This is a genomic window from uncultured Sphingomonas sp., from assembly GCF_913062585.1.
Classification (GTDB): Bacteria; Pseudomonadota; Alphaproteobacteria; order Sphingomonadales; family Sphingomonadaceae; genus Sphingomonas.
This window is the reverse complement of sequence record NZ_CAJXWX010000014.1, coordinates 1-18,537: the sequence shown is the minus strand read 5'-3', so window position 1 is coordinate 18,537 and position 18,537 is coordinate 1. Positions and strand designations below refer to the sequence as shown.

Sequence of the window (18,537 nt, the reverse complement as noted above, 5' to 3'; positions counted from 1 at the left end):
AAGGCGGGATCGAACCATGGCGTCAGATCCCGCGCGGTCGCCGACGCGGCGCGGCGTCCGACTGGCGGCGGATCAGGCTATAGTCGAGCCTCCGGTGGGGTGCGGCGTCGATCTTCTTCTGGCGGATCACGGTCGCAATCATCTCCACCGCCGCGCGCGCCATGTCGGCGATCGGCTGGTGAATGGTGGTCAGCTCGGGCCAGATGGTCGTCGACAGGGTCGTGTCGTCGAAGCCGCACACGGTCAGGTCGCTCGGCACGTCCAGCCCCCGGCGATGCGCCACCGCGACGGTCGCGGCCGCCATGTCGTCGTTCGACGCGATGATCGCGGTCGGCGGCTCGGCCAGGTCGAGCAACCGCTCGGCCGCGTCCAGGCCGGAGCGATAGGTGTAGAGCCCCGGCGCGACCAGTTCCTCGTCGAACGGCACGCCCACCGCGTCCAGCGCGGCGCGAAATCCCTCATATCGCCGGGCGCTGGCGGTCAGATTGGGGTTGCCGCAGATGAAGCCGACGCGGCGATGGCCCAGCGTCATGACGTGGCGGGTCATTTCCTCGGCAGCGGCGCGGTCGTCGATCTGCACCGCCATCGCCGAGTCGGGCATCTCCTCGGGCGAACGACCGGTCGCGACGACCACCGTCGGCACCCCCGCCGCGTGCAGCAGCGACAGCACGGGTCCCGCCTCGCATAGCGGCGGCGGCAGGATGACGCCGTCGATCCCGCCCTTGATCAGATGCCGCGCGACCTCGACCTCATGGTCGCCGATCTCGCATTTCTCGACCACCATCTGCACGTCCAGCCGCGACGCCTGGTCCAGCGTGCCGAGCAGGAATTCGCTCAGGAAGCCCTGGCTGGGATTGCTGTAGAGCATGCCGACCCGGATCTGCGCCGCGCCCGCCAGGCTGCGCGCGGCGGGGTTGGGGGCATAGTTCAGCTGCGCGATCGCCGCCTCGACCTTTTCGCGGGTCGCGGGGCGGACATTGGCCTCGTTATTGATGACGCGCGATACGGTCATCAACGAGACGCCGGCGGCGCGCGCGACATCGCTGATGGTGGGAGCGCTGCTGCCGCGGCGCGAAGTCCTGATAGTCATGTCCCCTACGCTTCCACCTTTCACGGCCGATACGCAATGCTTTGCGGGCCGAAAGTCGGTGCACTGCGGTCACGGCGCTTGCGAATCCCGGTACGGGGCGCTAACGCCCGCGCCAGCATCAAGAGTCGGGCCATTGCCCGGCACCAACCTGCCTCCCGGCAAGGTGGTGCCCCTCCATGGAGGGGGATGTGGCCGAACCGGCAATAACGGGACGAACCGCCACTTTCCTCATCCGACTCGCCCGAATGGACGAAGGATTTGTGATGGAAACGCCCGCACCCCAGCAGTTCGCAAGCGACAATTACGCCGGCATCTGTCCCGAAGCCTGGGCTGCGATGGACGAGGCCAATCGCGGTTACGTGCCCGCTTATGGCGAGGACCCCTATACCGAGCGCGCCGCCGACGCCTTCCGCACGCTGTTCCAGACCAAGTGCGAGGTGTTCTTCGCCTTCAATGGCACGGCGGCCAACTCGCTGGCGCTGGCGGCGCTCTGCCAGAGCTATCACAGCGTGATCTGCTCGGCCTCCGCCCATGTCGAGACCGACGAGTGCGGCGCGCCCGAATTCTTCTCCAATGGGTCCAAGCTGCTCGTCGCGCAGACCGAGGACGGCAAGCTGACCCCCGACGCGGTGCGTGCGCTGGCTACGGGCCGCTCGGACATCCACTTCCCCAAGCCGCGCGCGGTGACGATCACCCAGCCGACCGAGACGGGCCAGGTCTATAGCCTGGCCGAGATCCACGCACTGTCGGCAGTGTGCCGCGAGCTGGGCCTGCGCCTGCACATGGACGGGGCGCGCTTCGCCAATGCCTGCGCGGCGTTGGGCTGCTCGCCCGCCGACATGACGTGGCGCGCGGGCGTCGACGTGCTGTGCTTCGGCGGCACCAAGAACGGCATGGCGGTCGGCGAGGCTATCCTGTTCTTCGACCCCGTGCTGGCGCAGGATTTCGACTATCGCTGCAAACAGGCGGGGCAGCTGGCGTCCAAGATGCGCTATCTGGCCGCGCCCTGGATCGGGATGCTCGACAGCGGCGCCTGGCTGTCCAACGCGGCCCACGCCAATGCCTGTGCGCGAGCGTTGGCGGCGCGGGTTGCCGGGCTGCCCGGTATCGAACCGATGTTCCCGGTCGAAGCGAATGCCGTGTTCCTGAGCGCCCCGGCGGCGGTGCTGGATGGCCTGCGCGCGCGGGGCTGGCGCTTCTATACCTTCATCGGCGGCGGCGCGCGCTTCATGTTCGCCTGGGACGCCGACCCGGCGCGGGTCGACCAGCTGGGCGACGACATCGCTGCCGTCGCTGCGGGCGCGGCGCAGGCGGCGTAAGGCCGATCGACATTCATAACGCTTTTTCTTTCCCTCGCCCCTGGACAGGGGAGAGGGTTAGCGGAGCTTGCCAGTTTACTGGCTAGCGCAGCTTGGGTGAGGGGTTGAGCGAGCCCGAAGGGCTCGCGCGCTCGGTTCCCGAGCGCCCACCCCTCACCCAGCTCCGACTAAGCCTTTGCTTTTGCAAAGCCTAAGTCTGCGCACCCCTCTCCCCTCAGAGAGGGGCGAGGGAAGGATGGGTATGGCCGAATGTCGATCCGACCTAGGCGTCGGGCGTCGTTACAGCCAGGCGATCCAGCCAGGCCTGCGCCTGTTTGGGTTCGCCGACGGCTTCGGGCCCCACGGGCCCGCGCGAGGCGAGGAATTCGGCATGCAGATCGAATGGCGGCAGGCCCAGCTGGGCGCGGGCCGCGTCGATCTCCTCGCCCATCTCGGTCAGAGCCGACACGATCGGCTGGGCCGCAGCGCGCGCGATCCGGTCCTTGCGGTGGTCGAACAGTCCCCATCTGCCTGCCGCCGTCGTCCGCAGCGCCGCGATCAGTGCCACGCGATAATCGCGTTCCATGTCCTCGCGGAGCGCGTCGAGCCGCGCCAGTCGATCACCCTTGGCCATGGCCGTGCCATAGGACGGGGAAGGCCGGGTCGGCAATCGCCGCTCGACGCACGCCCTCACGCTGCGGGCAGCAACTCGATCTCCACCCGGCGGTTACGAGCGCGACCCGCTTTGTCGTCGCTGCCGTCGGGTTTGGCGTTGGGGGCAATGGGGCGCGTCTCGCCCAGCGCGATGACCTTCATCCGGTCGCGCGACAGCCCCTTGCGGGCCAGATAGTCGCGCACCGCCTCCGCCCGTTTGCGCGACGTGATGCGATTGGCCGCGTCATCACCCTCGCTGTCCGAATTGCCCCGCAGGACCAGGCCGGCCTTCTTGACCGTCGCATCACTGGCCAGCCGGTCGAGCATCGCCTTCGCCGCGCCGTTCAGCACCGCGCCGCCGTCCGGAAAGCCGATCGTCGCGAGGGTCGCCCCCGGATGCGCGGCGATCGCGCCGGGCATCGTGTCGGCCGGGGGAGATGCGGCGGCCAGGCCGGGCTTGCCGCCGGATGAGGGCGAAGGATCGGGGACCGGCATCTCGATCGTCGCGCCGTTCGTACCCGCCGCGCGCGCGACCACCCCGTCGCCCTTGTCGCACCCGACCAGCATCAAGGCGAGCGCGATCGTCGTCGCCCCAGTCCCCGATCGCATCCGCATTCGCTTCCCCCCTGCCCGGCCACGATCCGGCCACCCGCCCGGGCGCGGACCTTAGGGAGCCGATTGCTGCACTGCAAATCGGCTTTGCGCCCCACCTCCCCATAATGGGGCGCAGGCATGGCCGAAGGGGCGGATCAGGCCGGGTCGACCGGCGGCAGCGTGACGCCGCGCTCCTCGCTCAGGATCCGCCAGCCCGCCAGGAAGAGCGCGGCGACCACCGGGCCGACGACGATCCCGCTCAGCCCCAGCAGCTCGATCCCGCCCAGCGTGGCCAGCAGCACGATCCAGTCGGGCAGGCCGGTATCGCGCCCGACCAGAATAGGGCGCAGGATATTGTCGGCAAGACCGATGACCAGCACGCCCGAAGCGACGACCACCGCCCCCTGCCACACCGCGCCGGTCGCCAGCAGATAGATGGCGACCGGCCCCCAGATGATCGCCGGGCCGATCGCGGGCAGCAGCGCCGCGATCGCCATCAGCACGCCCCAGAGCAGCGCGGCGGGCACGCCGACGATCCAGAAGGTGATCGCCCCCAGCGCGCCCTGCACCAGCCCGACGATCACCGACCCCTTGATGGTCGCGCGCACCACCGCGACGAAGGTGTCGGCCAGCCGGGCGGCGACGCCCTGCTCCAGCGGCAAGGCGCGGACAAAGACAGGCCCCAGCCGCTCGCCGTCACGGATCAGGAAGAAGGCGACATAGAGCCCGACGCCGAACGCCAGCGCAAAGGCAAAGGCATTGCGGCCGATCGACAGGGCCTGGGAGGCGATCTGGCTGACGCTGCTGCTGAGCGTGCGCGAGACGCGCTGTTGCAGCCCCTCGAAACTGCCGATGCCCGAATTGTCCATCGCCTGGCGCAGCCGCTGGGGCAAAGCGTCGCGCACCTGCTGGAAATATTGCGCGAAGTCGATCTGGCCGCTGCGCATCTTCAGATAGACGCCGGAGGCCTGGTCGACGACCATGCTGCCGATCAGCAGGGTCGGCACCACCACCGCAAAGGTGATGATGAGCATGGTCAGCCCGGCCGCCAGATTGCGCCGCCCGCCGGTCTTGGTGAGCAGCCACTGGAACAGCGACCGGAACAGGATCGCCGCAAGGGCCGCCCAGAGCAGCGCGACCAGGAAGCTGGAAACGACCGCGATCAACCCGATGGTGATGAGCGCGAGGAAGAGGATGAATCCTCCGCGTTCGATTTTCTGGCGGTCGATGGTCACTGGCCCCTCCCCTTTCTGCATCGCGGCGTAACCGTCACGGTCACGCAACGGTTCCGTGAGGGCGGTTCATGGGATGACGGGGATGTCATGCGGAAGTCCAGCTGCCCCACCCTCCGTTCAGCCTGATCGCAGTCGAAGGCCACGCCAGAACCTCTCCCCCATCCCTGTGGCAAGGGAGCCCCTTGGCCTTCGACTTCGCTCAGGCTGAACGGAGGTTAGGAGAAATTCCTCCCCTGCAAGGGGAGGGGGACCAGCGAAGCTGGTGGAGGGGTGTCGCCGGTCGCGAGGAAATCCCTCACGCACCAACCGCGACACCCCTCCGTCAGGTCTTCGACCTGCCACCTCCCCTTACAGGGGAGGAAAGGGCACCTTACTCCGCCGCGACCGCCTCGACCGAGTCGTCCAGCGGATGCGCCAAGCGGGTCAGCATTTCCTTCGGGCACACCTGCCAGAAATGCCCCGCGACCCGGTCCCAGTCCTCCAGCAGGCCCTTCGACCATTTGCTGTCGGTGCGCGCCGCATGGTCCTCGACCAGGCCACGCAAAACACCTTCCCAATGCGCCGAGGCGATGCGCTGCCACACGATATTCTCGGGGTTGGCACGGCGGGGGAAGCGTTCCTCGGGGTCGTAGATGAACGCCATGCCGCCGGTCATGCCCGCACCGAAGTTCGCGCCGACCTCGCCCAGCACCACCGCGGTGCCGCCGGTCATGTATTCGCAGCCATTCGCGCCGCAGCCCTCGACCACCACCGTCGCGCCCGAATTGCGGACCGCGAAGCGCTCGCCCGCCTGGCCCGCCGCGAACAGCTTGCCGGAGGTCGCGCCGTACAGGACGGTGTTGCCGATGATCGTGTTCTTCTGGCTGGCCAGCGGCGAGCTGACCGCCGGGCGCACGATGATGGTGCCGCCCGACAGGCCCTTGCCGACATAGTCGTTGGCATCGCCGAACACTTCCAGCGTCACGCCCTTGCACAGGAACGCGCCCAGCGACTGGCCCGCGCTCCCCCGCAGCCGCACGGTGACGTGCCCGTCGGCCAGCTTGCTCATGCCGAACTTGCGCGTGATCTCCGACGACAGGCGGGTGCCGACCGCGCGGTGCGTGTTGCGCACCGAATAGGTCAGCTGCATCTTCTCACCGCGCGAGAAGACCGCGGCCGCGTCCTTGATGATCTGCGCATCCAGGCTGTCGGGCACTTCGTTGCGGAAGGTCGACAGGCTGAACCGCCGCTCGGCATCGGTCGCATCGACCTTGGCCAGCACCGGGTTGAGGTCGAGATCGTCGAGATGCTCGGCGCCACGGCTGACCTGGCGCAGCAACTCGGTCCGCCCGATCACCTCGTCCAGCGAGCGCACGCCCAGGCGCGCCAGGATGTCGCGGACTTCCTCGGCGATGAAGGTCATCAGATTGATGACCTTTTCCGGCGTGCCGGTGAACTTGGCGCGAAGCCGCTCGTCCTGCACGCAGACGCCGACCGGGCAGGTGTTGCTATGGCACTGGCGCACCATGATGCAGCCCATCGCGACGAGGCTGAGCGTGCCGATACCGAACTCCTCGGCGCCCAGGATCGCCGCGATCACGATGTCGCGCCCGGTCTTGAGGCCGCCGTCCGCACGCAGGCGGATGCGCCCGCGCAGACCGTTCAGGGTCAGCGTCTGGTTGACCTCCGACAGGCCCATTTCCCAGGGCGTGCCGGCATATTTGATCGAGGTCTGGGGCGAGGCACCCGTACCGCCGACATGGCCCGACACCAGGATGACGTCGGCATGGGCCTTGGCCACGCCCGCCGCGACCGTGCCGATGCCTGCCGAGGACACCAGCTTCACGCAGACGCGCGCACGCGGGTTGATCTGCTTGCAGTCATAGATGAGCTGCGCGAGATCCTCGATCGAGTAGATGTCGTGGTGCGGCGGCGGCGAGATCAGCGTCACGCCCGGCGTCGCATGGCGCAGCTTGGCGATGAACTCGGTCACCTTGAAGCCGGGCAGCTGCCCGCCCTCGCCCGGCTTGGCACCTTGGGCGACCTTGATCTCGATCTCGTCACAGGCGTTCAGATATTCCGCCGTCACGCCGAAACGACCCGACGCGATCTGCTTGATCGTCGAGTTGGCGTTGTCGCCATTGTCATAGGGCTGATAGCGCAGCTTGTCCTCGCCGCCCTCGCCCGACACGGCCTTGGCGCCGATCCGGTTCATCGCGATCGCTAGCGTCTCATGCGCTTCCGGCGACAGCGCGCCCAGCGACATGCCCGGCGTCACGAAGCGCTTGCGGATTTCGGTGATCGCCTCGACCTGATCGACGGGCACGCCCTCGTTCGGGAAGTTGAACTGGAGCAGGTCGCGCAAATAGACCGGCGGCAGGTCGCCGACCCCGCGTGCGAATTGCAGATAGGTCGAATAGCTGTCGGTCGCCACCGCCGTCTGGAGCAGGTGCATCAGCTGCGCCGAATAGGCATGGGTCTCGCCACCGTCGCGCTGGCGATAGAAGCCGCCGATCGGCAGCGTCGCGACATGCTGGTCCCAGGCCGCTTCGTGGCGCAGCATCGCCGAGTAATGGAGCGAGTTGTAGCCCTCGCCCGAAATCTTGGCGGGCATACCGGGGAACAGGTCGTTGACCAGCGCGCGCGACAGGCCGACCGCCTCGAAATTATAGCCGCCGCGATAGCTGGAGATCACCGCGATCCCCATTTTGGCCATGATCTTGAGCAGCCCGTCCTCGATCGCGGTACGATGGTTGGTCAGGCACTGGTCGATGGTCAGGTCGCCGAACAGCCCACGGCCATGACGGTCGACGATCGCAGCCTCGGCCAGATAGGCGTTCACCGTGGTCGCACCGACGCCGATCAGCACCGCATAATAATGGGTGTCGAGGCACTCGGCCGAGCGGACGTTGATCGACGCATAGCTGCGCAGGCCCCGCCGGACGAGATGCGTGTGCACCGCCGCCGCCGCCAGCACGCCCGCGATCGCGACGCGGCCCTCGGAGACATGCTCGTCGGTCAGGAACAGCTCCGACCGGCCCTCACGCACCGCCTGTTCGGCCTGGTTGCGGATACGCTGGATCGCGGCGCGCAGACGGTCTGGGCCGCCATCCGCCTCGAAGGTGCAGTCGATCTCGGCGGCCGAACGTCCGAAATGCGTCTTCAGGCGGTGCCAGTCCGCGCCGGTCAGGACCGGGGACGGCAGGACCAGCACGCGCTCACGCCGATCCTCGGTGTCGAGGATGTTGGCGAGATTGCCGAACCGGGTCTTGAGCGACATCACATAGCGCTCGCGAAGCGAGTCGATCGGTGGGTTCGTCACCTGGCTGAAATTCTGGCGGAAGAACTGGCTGATCAGGCGCGGCTTGTCGGAGATGACGGCCAGCGGCGTGTCGTCACCCATCGATCCGATCGCTTCCTTGCCGCCCTCGGCCATGGGCGACAGGATCAGCTCCATATCCTCCATGGTCTGGCCGGCGGCGACCTGGCGGCGCAGCATTTCCGCGCGCGGCATCCGCACCAGCGCTTCTTCCTCGGAAGGCTGGGGCAGCTGGTCCATGGTCAGGAACTCGCCGATCATCGCGGCATAGTCCTGCTCGCCCGAGATCTTGTCCTTGATCGCGCGGTCGTCGTACAGCTTGCCCTGCGCCAGATCGACCGCGATCATCTGCCCCGGCCCCAGACGGCCCTTGGCGGTGACGGTCGATTCCGGCACCACGACCATGCCGCTCTCCGAACCCACGATCAGCAGGCCGTCGGCGGTCAGCGTATAGCGTAGCGGACGCAGCGCGTTGCGGTCCATGCCCGCCACCGCCCAGCGGCCATCGGTCATGGCGAGCGCGGCGGGACCGTCCCACGGCTCCATGACGGAGGCGAGATACTGGTACATGTCGGCATGCGCCTTGGGCGCGTCGAGGTCCTTCTGCCACGCCTCGGGCACCAGCATCAGCTTGGCGGTCGGCGCGTCGCGGCCGGAGCGGCAGATCGCCTCGAACACGGCATCCAGCGCGGCGGTATCGGACGCGCCCGCCGGTATCACCGGCTTGATGTCCTCCGAATTGTCGCCGAACGCGATCGAGGCCATGCGGATCTCGTGGCTGAGCATCCAGTTCTTGTTGCCACGGATCGTGTTGATCTCCCCGTTATGCGCCAGGCAGCGAAAGGGCTGCGCCAGCCACCATTGCGGGAAGGTGTTGGTCGAATAACGCTGGTGGAAGATCGCGACGCGGCTCTCGAACCGGTGGTCCTGCAGGTCGGGATAGAAGACCGACAGGCTCTCGGCGAGGAACAGCCCCTTGTAGATGATCGAGCGGCAGGACAGCGAACAGATATAGAAGCCGCTGATCTGCGCCGCGATCACCCGCTTTTCGATGCGACGGCGGATCAGGTACAGATTCTTCTCGAACTCGGCCGCGTCGACCTCGTCGGGCATCGGCCCGGCGATCATGATCTGCTCGATCTCGGGCCGGGTCGCCTGCGCCTTCAGGCCGATGACCGACACGTCGACCGGCACCTGGCGCCAGCCATAGATGGTATAGCCCGCCTCGATGATGACGCTCTCGACGATGGTGCGGCAGGTCTCCTGCGCGCCCAGATCGGTGCGCGGCATGAAGATCATGCCGACCGCCAGGCGGTTGGGCAGCACCTTGTGCCCCGATGCGGCGATCGCATCGTCGAAGAAGCGGTGCGGCAGGTCGACATGGAGCCCTGCGCCATCACCGGTCTTGCCGTCCGCATCGACCGCGCCGCGATGCCATACGGCCTTCAGCGCGTCGATCGCCGACTGGACGACCCGGCGCGAGGGCCGGCCATCGGTGGCCGCGACCATGCCGACGCCGCACGCATCGCCCTCGAACTCGGGGCGGTACATGCCATGCTCGGCGAGATATTGGCGCTGGTCGGTCATCATGTCTTGTCCTGCTGGAACGTCCTGCATCGTGGCGTCGCGCATCATGCTGCCACCTTCTCGCGCGCGGCGGTCTTCGCCCGCGCCTTCAGCCACTTGTGCATCGCCTGCGCCACGTCGCGGCCGTCGCGGATCGCCCAGACGACCAGCGAGGCGCCGCGCACGATGTCGCCCGCCGCGAACACGCCGTCCAGGCTGGTCATCAGCGTGCGGCCATCGACCAGCACCGTGCCCCAGCGGCTGACGCCCAGTTCGGCGGTGCCGAACAGGCTGGGCAGATCCTCGGCATCGAAGCCCAGCGCCTTGATGACCATGTCCGCTTCCAGCAGATGGTCGGCACCCGGCTCGGCCTCCGGCGCGCGGCGGCCGCTGGCGTCGGGGGCACCCAGGCGCATCTTGGCCGCGCGCACGCCCGTCACCGTCTCGCCACCCTCGAAGCCGAGCGGGGCGGAGAGCCAGACGAACTCGGCGCCCTCTTCCTCGGCATTGGCGACTTCGCGCTGCGAGCCCGGCATGTTGGCGCGGTCACGGCGATAGAGGCACTTCACCGACTTGGCGCCCTGGCGGATCGCGGTGCGGACACAGTCCATCGCGGTGTCGCCACCGCCGATCACGACGACATTCTTGCCCTCGGCGTTGAGCGAGCCATTCTCGAACGCCTCGACCGTATCGCCGAAGCTCTTGCGGTTGGACGCGGTCAGATAGTCGAGCGCGGCGATCACGCCGTTCGCGCCCGCACCGTCCACATCGACATTGCGCGCCTTGTACACGCCGGTCGCGATCAGCACCGCGTCATGACGGCGGCGCAGCTCCTCCAGCGTCGCGTCCTCACCGACCGAGAAGCCCTCATGGAAGACGATGCCGCCCGCCTTCAGCCGCTCGACCCGGCGCATGACGACGGGCTTTTCCAGCTTGAAGCCGGGGATGCCATAGGTCAGCAGCCCGCCCGCCCGGTCGTGCCGGTCATAGACATGGACCTCATAACCCGACACGCGCAGATATTCGGCCGCGGTCAGGCCGGCAGGCCCCGCGCCGATCACCGCGACCGACTGGCCGCGCGCGGGTCCGGGCACCAGCGGCTCGACCCAGCCCTCTTCCCAGGCGGTGTCGGTGATGAACTTCTCGACCGAGCCGATCGTGACCGCGCCGTGGCCCGAAAATTCGATGACGCAATTGCCCTCGCACAGCCGGTCCTGCGGGCAGATGCGGCCGCAGATCTCGGGCATGGTCGAGGTGCTGTTCGAGAGTTCATAGGCTTCGCGGAGCCGCCCCTCGGCCGTCAGGCGCAGCCAGTCGGGGATATGGTTGTGCAGCGGGCAATGGACCGAGCAGTAAGGTACGCCGCATTGCGAGCAGCGCCCGGCCTGATCCTCCGCCGCCGGGGGCGCATAGCGTTCGGCGATCTCGCGGAAATCCTCCGCACGAACCGTCGCAGCCCGCTTCGCAGGATAAGCCTGATCACGGCCTACAAACTTCAGCATAGAATCGTTCGCCATATGCGCCTCCGAAGATGCGGATATTGCGCGAACGACCCTATGTCACCGGCAAATCGACATATGAGACAGTCTATATGCCCTATTTAACTAGCATTTTGGACCAGCCACCCCCTTATTGCGAGTGGAACGCAATAAACTAGGGCCGCTTCGGCATCAATGCAGCGTCAGCAGGGCGAGAGCGATGCTGCCCGCGACGATTCGATACCAGGCAAAGGGCCCGAAGCCATGCTTGCCGACGATCCCGACGAACCAGCGCACGACCAGCAAGGCGACGATGAACGCCACGACGAAGCCGATCGCGATCTCCAGCGGCCCGACGCTGTTCCCAGCCCGCATCTGGTCGAGATGTCCCGCCGTCTCGACCACGCTCGCGCCCAGCATGGTGGGGATGGCGAGGAAGAAGCTGAACTCGGCCGCCGTGCGCCGCTCGACCCCCAGGGTCAGCGCACCCAGGATCGTCGCGCCCGAACGGCTGACGCCCGGGATCATCGCCAGGCACTGAAGGAAACCGACGCCCAGCGCGGTCTTCGCCGGGACCGCCGCGATGCCGCGCGTATTGCCGGGCTTGACCAGCCGCTCGATCACCAGGATCGCGATGCCGCCGACGATCAGCGCGATCGCGACCACCTTGGGCTGGAGCAGCAGCGCCTCGATATGTTTCTTCGCCAGCACGCCGATGACCGCGGCGGGAATGAAGGCGATCAGCAGGTTGCGCACGAAGCGGATCGAGCCGGGATCACCCTTGGCGAGCCCCACCATGACCGTCCAGAAGGTCCGCCAGTAGAGGACGACGACCGCCAGGATCGCGCCCAGCTGGATGACGATGTTGAACATCTGCCACCGCGCATCGTCATAGCCGAGCAGCGCGCCCGCCAGGATGAGGTGGCCGGTGGAGGACACCGGCAGGAATTCGGTGACACCCTCGACGATCCCGAGGATGATGGCGGCTATCAGGTCGTTCACGAGGGGTCCCCCAGCAATAAAGCCCCGCCGCCATAAGGCGACGGGGCTGTCAGCGAAATGATAAAGACTGTTAAGGTGGGACGGTTCAGGCCGCCAGCGTCTCGGCCCGTCGCCCGAACCGACCCGCCTTGCGGAAACGGATCAGATATTCGGGCGCCACGGTCGCCAGCGGCTCCGCCGTCACGCCCAGCTCGGCCAGGCCCGGCTGACCGGCGGACACGACATTGTCCGCCTGCAGCATCAGCCACTGGTCCCGGCTGATCGGCGAGCCCGGCAGCCGGGCGAGCAGCGCGCCCGCAACGTCCGGCAGCTCGACGAAGTTCGGCTTGCGACCCAGCGTCTTGGCGATCCAGCGGACCAGCTCGCCCATCGAAATCACGTCCGGCCCGCCCAGCTCATAGGTCTTGCCGCCATGCGATTCGGGATCGCGCAGCGCATTCGCCACCGCCTCGCCGACATCGCCGGCGAACACCGGCTGGAATTTCACGCCCGGGCGCAGGATCGGCACGATCGGCGCCGAGACCATACCCGCGAACCGGTTCACGAACTGATCCTCGCGCCCGAACACGATCGAGGGGCGCAGGATGGTGGCGTTCGGAAAGGCCTGGCGCACGGCGGCCTCACCCTGCCCCTTGGACCGCGCATAGGCGGCCGCGCCATGCTCGTCCGCGCCGATCGCCGAGACATGGACCAGCGCCTGCGCGCCCGCCTTGTACGCCGCCTCGGCCACGGTGCGCGCGCCCTCGACATGGATGGCCTGCATATTGCCGCCCATCACGCCGACCAGATTGACGACCGCATCCGCGCCCTCGACCGCGCGCGCGACCGTATCCGGCCGGGCGATATCGACGGCGACGAACTGGGTCTGGCCCAGCCCGCCCTGGGTGCGCAGGAAATAGGCCTGGCGCGGATCGCGCTGCGCCACCCGCACCCGGGTTCCATCGCGCATCAGTTCGCGTGCGACATAGCGACCCAGGAACCCCCCGCCGCCGATCAACGTCACCAGCTTGTTCGTCATGCCCGTCCTTATTCGCCAAATTTTTTGTGCCCCGCCCCTTTGCCCCGCAAAAAAGCCGTTGACAAGGATTCGAACCCTACCCTAAAGGCGCGGGCCTACCCCGTGCCCAGATGGCGGAATTGGTAGACGCACCAGCTTCAGGTGCTGGCGATCGCAAGGTCGTGGAGGTTCGAGTCCTCTTCTGGGCACCACTTTCCAACATTGGTGGAAAATGTGAGGCGGCTGTCGAAAGACAGCCGCCGACACGTGTTTGTCGCGTTGCTTTCGGAACACGGCCCAAGGACTGCGCAGGTCCTGTCCTTTGTCGAATCACGCAGGCGCATCGTCTTGGCAGCGCGCGTCGACCGGGTCACAAATTCTTATGGGGGGCAGGATCGCCATAGCGGCTCTCGCGGAAGACGGCTTGCCCGTGGCGAACCGATTTTCGCTCCCGGCTTTCATTCGGCCCGGATCGCGATCCCTAGATACGATAGCGACCCGCGGGAACAATGCCGCACCATCTGACCGACGCACGGATCGGCTGCCCTGGATCAGAGCAAGATGCGATCTGGATTTTTCGGAAGGATCTGGATGCCCCGTGAGGATTCGAACCTCAATTAACGGAGTCAGAGTCCGTGGTCTTACCTTTAGACGACGGGGCATCGGACAGGGGCGTGCCTCTAGGCGGGCGAATCGGGGATGTCAACCCGATTTGCGGGGCTTGGGGCTCCACCCGTCTTGTCGCGGCGGTGCCGACTCGCTACCTTGGGGACCAAGCACCGGCGAACGCTCATGTTCGTGACGGATAGAACAGAATAAGCGAGATACGGCGATGGGGGATGTTCCCACCCGAAGGCCGTACCGGCAGGCCAAGCCCCCTGCCCGTTCGGCACCGCCTCCCCGGCCCCAGCGTGGCCGGTGGTCGGATGCGCAGGCCTATGCCGCGCTCGACCTGGGCACCAATAATTGCCGCCTGCTGATCGCGCGGCCGCAGGGCGGCGGCTTTGCCGTCGTCGACGCCTTTTCGCGGATCGTACGGCTAGGCGAAGGGCTGGCGACGACCGGCCGGCTGTCCGACGCGGCGATCGACCGGACCATCGCCGCGCTTCGCGTCTGCGCCGACAAACTGAAGCGCCGCAACGTCACCTTGTCACGCGCGGTTGCGACCGAGGCGTGCCGCCGCGCCGCCAACGGCCCGGCCTTCATCGCGCGCGCGCTGGCGGAGACGGGCATCCATCTGGACATCATCTCCGCCGAGGAAGAGGCGCGGCTGGCGGTGCTCGGCTGCCACGCGCTGATCGAGCCGGGCGAGGATCCGGCCCTGGTCTTCGACATCGGCGGCGGGTCGACCGAACTGGTGCTGGTCGACACGCGCGGGGCAGTGCCGCGTATCCTCGACTGGCATTCGGCGCCCTGGGGCGTCGTCTCGCTGACCGAAAGCGCGGGCGGCGGCGAGGGCGAGGCGGGGCGACTGGCCGCCTATGGGCGGATGCGCGGGATCGTTGCGGACAGCTTCGCCGATTTCGCCGCGCGGCTGCCGAAGAATCTGAAGCGGCCGCGGCTACTCGGCACCAGCGGCACGGTGACGACGCTGGGCAGCGTGCATCTGGGGCTCAGCCATTATGACCGTAACGCGGTCGACGGGCTGATCGTGCCGACCTCCGCGATGCGCGAGATCAGCGCCGACCTGTCGAAGAAGAGCCTGGCCGCGCGCGGCAAGGTGGCGTGCATCGGCCCCGAACGCGCCGATCTGGTGGTGGCGGGCTGCGCCATCCTGGAGACGATATTGGACCTCTGGCCCGCCGAGCGGCTAGGGATCGCCGACCGTGGGATTCGCGAGGGAATCCTGCGCCGTTTGATGGGAATCGCCAGACCGTGAGCAGAGGCAATGCAGGGCTGCACCAGCGCGTGCGCACCGCCCGGAAGCGGACCGCCCAATCGACCCGCTGGCTCGAGCGCCAGCTGAACGACCCCTATGTCCGCCGTGCCAAGGCGGAGGGGTATCGCAGCCGTGCGGCGTACAAGCTGATCGAACTGGACGAACGATTCGGCTTCCTGCGCGGCAAGAAGCGGATCATCGACCTCGGCATCGCGCCGGGCGGCTGGAGCCAGGTGGTGCGACGCAAGCTGCCCAACGCCAGCGTGGTCGGCATCGACCTGTTGCCGGTCGACCCGATCGACGGCGTCACCATCTTCGAGATGGACTTCATGGACGATGCCGCGCCGGGCAAGCTGATGGAAGCGCTGGGGGGGACGCCCGATCTGGTGATGTCGGACATGGCGGCCAACACCGTCGGCCATCCGCAGACCGATGCTTTGCGCACCATGGGCCTGGTCGAGACGGCCTTCGCCTTTGCCTGCGACGTGCTGGCGCCCGGCGGGGTGTTCGTGTCGAAGGTGTTCGCGGGTGGCGCCGACTCGCAACTCGTCGCCGAAATGAAGCGCCACTTCGCGACCGTGAAGCACGCCAAGCCGCCGTCGAGCCGCAAGGGCTCGGTGGAATGGTTCGTCGTGGCGCAGGGGTTCAAGGGGCGGAAGGCGGCGGTGGTCGAGGATGATTCGGAGGACTGAGGGTGGGGCGGCGGGGTCCGCTTTCGCCCGATTGTGTTGAAAAACTCCCGCGGTCCGGATGGTGAGCCCCACAGCAAAACTATCGATTATCGAACGGCCGCGAAGCGCAATCTAACTGCGGTGACATTGTCGTTGGCACAGCATAATTGTGCACCATCGACGATGGTCGATCCCCGGTGGAGTTTTTCAACACAATCGCCCAGTTGCGGACTTATCGCACTGAGGGCAAAGTGGGGCATGGCGCGCCTGATCTGCATCGCTTTAGCCCTCGCGCTCCTCTTTGCCGGCTGGTTGGCGTTCGAGCTCACAAATGTCTGGCCGTTCAATGACGGAAAAATCCCAACATTGCGCGCTATCTTTGCTTTAGGCTCCGTGGGCAGCCTTTCGTCTTTAATCCTCACCCGCTCTCGCGTTCTCCCGCCTCTAAGCTTGGCAATTTCGTACATGGTGATCGGCTTCTTGACGAACTCGTCACATCCAAGACCGTACATTATCTCATGTGCAGTCCTTGTAATTCTATTGGCAATCTTGGGCACGGTTGTTCGTCGGCCGCTTTATGCCCGCTAACCACCATAGCGGGCATTTTGCTCGCCCCACCCCCCGTTCAGCCTGAGCGAAGTCGAAGGCCATGGGATGACGCGCGCGGCATAGGTTCGGGGCGTGCACTTCGACTTCGCTCAGTGCGAACGGGCGGTGGGAGTGAGACAGGCGCAGTGGGGGCCCCTCACAACAAACCGTTCACCGCCTCCATGAAGCGCATCAGACTAATCGGCTTGGACACATAGGAATCCGCCCCCGCCGCGCGGATCCGGTCCTCGTCGTCGCGGCCGGCATAAGCGGTCACCGCCATCACCGGGATGCGGCGCAGGTCCTCGTCGGCCTTCAGCTCCAGGATCAGCTCGTATCCGGTCACATGCGGCATCTGGATGTCCATGATGATCAGGTCGGGCTGCACCTCGCGCGCGCGCGCGACGGCCTCGCGCCCGTCGCGCACCGGCTCGGCGATGAAGCCGTGGGCGCGCAGCAGGTCGCAGAAGAGTTTCAGATTGAGTTCGTTGTCCTCGACAACGAGCACCTTTCTTGTCACGCGGGCTCCACCATTTAGCGAGGGGACGATAGGCAATGCCCGGACCGGATACAATCGAGCGCGCGATGCCGCTGGCGCTTCAGGCACTGGTCTGGACGCTGCAAAGCCCGTCGCGGGCCGAGCGGCTGCTGGCGCTGACCGGCCTGTCGGTCGAGGAACTGCGCGGCGGGGCGGGCGAGCCGGGCGTGCTGGCCGCGATCCTGTCGTTCCTGGAGGGGCATGAGGCCGACCTGATCGAATGCGCCGATTCGCTGGGCGTCCGCCCCGAGGCGCTGGTCGCCGCGCGCCGGACGCTGGAGGCCGCATGAAGCCGCTGCTGATCTGCGACTGCGACGAGGTGCTCGTCCATATGGTCCGCCATTTCCGCACCTGGCTGGACGAATCGCACGACATCGACTTCGCGCTCGACCGGCATGACTTTTTCGGCGCGATGACCCGGCGGAGCGGCGGGCCGGAATTGAGCCATGCCGAGACCTGGGACCTGCTCCACGGCTTCTTCCCCGGCCAGATGGAGCGCCAGACGCTCGTTCCCCATGCCGCCGAAGCGCTGGGAGTGCTGGCCGAAACCGCCGACATCGTCATCCTGACCAATCTGATCGAGGAATGCCGCAGCCCGCGCATCGAGCAGCTGGCGCGATTCGGCATCCATCACCGCGTCCAGTGCAATTCGGGCGGCAAGGGCGAGCCGGTGGCGAAGCTGGTCGCCGAGCACGGCAACCCCGTCACCGTCTTCGTCGACGACCTCCCGCAGCATCACGCCTCGGTCGCCGAACATGCGCCGCAGGTCCACCGGCTGCACATGGTATCGGAGCCGGAAATGGCACCGCATGTGCCGCCCGCGCCCGATGCCCATGCCCGGATCGACGACTGGCGGATGGCGGAACGCTGGATCGCCGCCCGCTTTGCCGAAGGGCAGCTTGCCGACGCCTGATCCGACGGCTTGACGGAAACGGGGCGGGCGCGCCATGTCTCGCGCCATGACCACGCATATCGATCGCGCGCTCGAGCAGCTCGGCCTCACCCTGCCGGAGGCTGCCGCCCCCGTCGCCGCCTATGTCCCCGTCGTCGAGGCGGGCGGGCTTCTCCACATTTCGGGGCAGCTGCCCTTTATCGACGGCCAGCTCGTCACCGGGCGGCTGGGCGACGGCGTCTCGCTGGAGGATGGGCAGAAGGCGGCGCAGGCGTGCGGCCTGATGCTGGTCGCGCAGATCAAGAAATATCTGGGCGGCGACCTCGCCCGCGTGAAGCGGATCGTGAAGCTGGGCGTGTTCGTGAACTCGGCCGGTGACTTCACCGACCAGCCCAAGGTCGCCAATGGCGCGTCGGAGCTGATGGTGTCGCTGTTCGGCGATGCCGGGCGTCATGCGCGCTCGGCGGTCGGCGTGCCGGTGCTGCCGCTCGGTGCGGCGGTCGAGGTGGATGCGATCGTTCAGTTGGGGTGATCCTCTCGGGCGGCGGCCCTTGCGGCCCTGCCCTCCCCCATCCCCTCCCGCTTGCGGGAGGGGTGCGTTACCGGAAGAGCGTTTCCCACCATCGCGACGGTGGCCTGTCGCTGCCACCAAGCACGCCCCTCCCGCAAGCGGGAGGGGATGGGGGCTGTCTCTTATACACATCTGACGCTGCCGACGAATAGAGAGGTGTAGATCTCGGTGGTCGCCGTATCATTA

General features: G+C 67.1%; 15 protein-coding genes, 2 tRNA genes and 1 riboswitch. Of the genes, 7 read left to right on the top strand and 10 right to left on the bottom strand.

Annotated elements, in window-relative coordinates:
• Positions 1 to 22: 22 nt before the first annotated feature.
• Positions 23 to 1,090, bottom strand: coding sequence for a LacI family DNA-binding transcriptional regulator (locus QZ546_RS10690; RefSeq protein ID WP_294236997.1), 1,068 nt, complete (start codon positions 1,088 to 1,090; stop codon positions 23 to 25).
• A 110-nt stretch (positions 1,091 to 1,200) separates the two neighbouring features.
• Positions 1,201 to 1,308: riboswitch (SAM-I-IV-variant riboswitch) on the top strand.
• A gap of 45 nt (positions 1,309 to 1,353) precedes the next feature.
• Between QZ546_RS10690 and QZ546_RS10685 the strand changes: the two genes are divergently transcribed.
• On the top strand, positions 1,354 to 2,409 hold the full coding sequence (locus QZ546_RS10685) for a low specificity L-threonine aldolase (RefSeq protein ID WP_294236994.1): 1,056 nt from the start codon (positions 1,354 to 1,356) through the stop codon (positions 2,407 to 2,409).
• 262 nt (positions 2,410 to 2,671) lie between these two features.
• Here the strand turns inward: QZ546_RS10685 and QZ546_RS10680 are convergent, their stop codons facing one another.
• The 7 genes from QZ546_RS10680 to QZ546_RS10650 all read right to left on the bottom strand — a co-directional run bounded on the left by QZ546_RS10680 (position 2,672) and on the right by QZ546_RS10650 (position 13,233).
• Complete coding sequence (locus tag QZ546_RS10680) at positions 2,672 to 3,022, bottom strand: hypothetical protein (protein ID WP_294236992.1); 351 nt, start codon at positions 3,020 to 3,022, stop codon at positions 2,672 to 2,674.
• A gap of 56 nt (positions 3,023 to 3,078) precedes the next feature.
• Entirely contained in the window at positions 3,079 to 3,651 is a 573-nt protein-coding gene (locus tag QZ546_RS10675) for an OmpA family protein (RefSeq protein WP_294236989.1), read from the bottom strand.
• A gap of 140 nt (positions 3,652 to 3,791) precedes the next feature.
• Positions 3,792 to 4,871 (bottom strand): AI-2E family transporter, encoded by a 1,080-nt coding sequence (locus QZ546_RS10670; protein WP_294236987.1) that lies wholly within the window; start codon positions 4,869 to 4,871, stop codon positions 3,792 to 3,794.
• A gap of 370 nt (positions 4,872 to 5,241) precedes the next feature.
• The gene (gene gltB, locus QZ546_RS10665; protein ID WP_294236984.1) at positions 5,242 to 9,759 is read right to left on the bottom strand and encodes a glutamate synthase large subunit; all 4,518 of its coding nucleotides are present in this window, start codon (positions 9,757 to 9,759) and stop codon (positions 5,242 to 5,244) included.
• A gap of 41 nt (positions 9,760 to 9,800) precedes the next feature.
• Positions 9,801 to 11,252: an NAD(P)-dependent oxidoreductase gene (locus tag QZ546_RS10660; RefSeq protein ID WP_294236981.1), complete on the bottom strand. Its 1,452-nt coding sequence runs from the start codon at positions 11,250 to 11,252 to the stop codon at positions 9,801 to 9,803.
• A gap of 153 nt (positions 11,253 to 11,405) precedes the next feature.
• The gene (locus QZ546_RS10655) at positions 11,406 to 12,215 is read right to left on the bottom strand and encodes an undecaprenyl-diphosphate phosphatase (protein ID WP_294236979.1); all 810 of its coding nucleotides are present in this window, start codon (positions 12,213 to 12,215) and stop codon (positions 11,406 to 11,408) included.
• An 85-nt stretch (positions 12,216 to 12,300) separates the two neighbouring features.
• Positions 12,301 to 13,233, bottom strand: coding sequence for a complex I NDUFA9 subunit family protein (locus QZ546_RS10650; protein ID WP_294236977.1), 933 nt, complete (start codon positions 13,231 to 13,233; stop codon positions 12,301 to 12,303).
• A 104-nt stretch (positions 13,234 to 13,337) separates the two neighbouring features.
• Here QZ546_RS10650 and QZ546_RS10645 point away from each other — a divergent pair.
• Positions 13,338 to 13,424, top strand: a tRNA-Leu gene (locus QZ546_RS10645).
• Positions 13,425 to 13,800: 376 nt separating this feature from the next.
• On the opposite strand, the gene QZ546_RS10640 is transcribed toward QZ546_RS10645, so the two are convergent.
• Positions 13,801 to 13,874, bottom strand: a tRNA-Gln gene (locus tag QZ546_RS10640).
• 170 nt (positions 13,875 to 14,044) lie between these two features.
• Here QZ546_RS10640 and QZ546_RS10635 point away from each other — a divergent pair.
• Positions 14,045 to 15,091, top strand: a complete 1,047-nt coding sequence (locus QZ546_RS10635) for a Ppx/GppA phosphatase family protein (protein ID WP_294236975.1) — start codon at positions 14,045 to 14,047, stop codon at positions 15,089 to 15,091.
• The gene (locus QZ546_RS10630) at positions 15,088 to 15,783 is read left to right on the top strand and encodes an RlmE family RNA methyltransferase (protein WP_294236972.1); all 696 of its coding nucleotides are present in this window, start codon (positions 15,088 to 15,090) and stop codon (positions 15,781 to 15,783) included. Before QZ546_RS10635 ends, QZ546_RS10630 begins: the two co-directional genes overlap by 4 nt.
• A gap of 724 nt (positions 15,784 to 16,507) precedes the next feature.
• Here the strand turns inward: QZ546_RS10630 and QZ546_RS10625 are convergent.
• A complete protein-coding gene (locus QZ546_RS10625; protein WP_294236969.1) occupies positions 16,508 to 16,870 on the bottom strand; it encodes a response regulator in 363 nt (120 codons plus the stop codon).
• A 35-nt stretch (positions 16,871 to 16,905) separates the two neighbouring features.
• Here QZ546_RS10625 and QZ546_RS10620 point away from each other — a divergent pair, with 35 nt between their 5' ends.
• The 3 genes from QZ546_RS10620 to QZ546_RS10610 are packed head-to-tail and all read left to right on the top strand — an operon-like array spanning position 16,906 to position 18,312.
• The gene (locus tag QZ546_RS10620; protein WP_294236966.1) at positions 16,906 to 17,178 is read left to right on the top strand and encodes a DUF3572 domain-containing protein; all 273 of its coding nucleotides are present in this window, start codon (positions 16,906 to 16,908) and stop codon (positions 17,176 to 17,178) included.
• On the top strand, positions 17,175 to 17,801 hold the full coding sequence (locus QZ546_RS10615; RefSeq protein ID WP_294236963.1) for an HAD family hydrolase: 627 nt from the start codon (positions 17,175 to 17,177) through the stop codon (positions 17,799 to 17,801). The genes QZ546_RS10620 and QZ546_RS10615 overlap by 4 nt, the downstream gene beginning before the upstream one ends.
• A gap of 46 nt (positions 17,802 to 17,847) precedes the next feature.
• Entirely contained in the window at positions 17,848 to 18,312 is a 465-nt protein-coding gene (locus QZ546_RS10610; protein ID WP_294237219.1) for a RidA family protein, read from the top strand.
• Positions 18,313 to 18,537: the final 225 nt, after the last annotated feature.

What these genes read in the sequence shown, in the direction of transcription:
- QZ546_RS10690 (WP_294236997.1), bottom strand. Translation starts at nt 1,090, where the DNA reads ATGACTATCAGGACTTCGCGCCGCGGCAGCAGCGCTCCCACCATCAGC.
- QZ546_RS10685 (WP_294236994.1), top strand. Translation starts at nt 1,354, where the DNA reads ATGGAAACGCCCGCACCCCAGCAGTTCGCAAGCGACAATTACGCCGGC.
- QZ546_RS10680 (WP_294236992.1), bottom strand. Translation starts at nt 3,022, where the DNA reads ATGGCCAAGGGTGATCGACTGGCGCGGCTCGACGCGCTCCGCGAGGAC.
- QZ546_RS10675 (WP_294236989.1), bottom strand. Translation starts at nt 3,651, where the DNA reads ATGCGATCGGGGACTGGGGCGACGACGATCGCGCTCGCCTTGATGCTG.
- gltB (WP_294236984.1), bottom strand. Translation starts at nt 9,759, where the DNA reads ATGATGACCGACCAGCGCCAATATCTCGCCGAGCATGGCATGTACCGC.
- QZ546_RS10660 (WP_294236981.1), bottom strand. Translation starts at nt 11,252, where the DNA reads ATGGCGAACGATTCTATGCTGAAGTTTGTAGGCCGTGATCAGGCTTAT.
- QZ546_RS10650 (WP_294236977.1), bottom strand. Translation starts at nt 13,233, where the DNA reads ATGACGAACAAGCTGGTGACGTTGATCGGCGGCGGGGGGTTCCTGGGT.
- QZ546_RS10635 (WP_294236975.1), top strand. Translation starts at nt 14,045, where the DNA reads ATGGGGGATGTTCCCACCCGAAGGCCGTACCGGCAGGCCAAGCCCCCT.
- QZ546_RS10620 (WP_294236966.1), top strand. Translation starts at nt 16,906, where the DNA reads ATGCCCGGACCGGATACAATCGAGCGCGCGATGCCGCTGGCGCTTCAG.
- QZ546_RS10615 (WP_294236963.1), top strand. Translation starts at nt 17,175, where the DNA reads ATGAAGCCGCTGCTGATCTGCGACTGCGACGAGGTGCTCGTCCATATG.
- QZ546_RS10610 (WP_294237219.1), top strand. Translation starts at nt 17,848, where the DNA reads ATGACCACGCATATCGATCGCGCGCTCGAGCAGCTCGGCCTCACCCTG.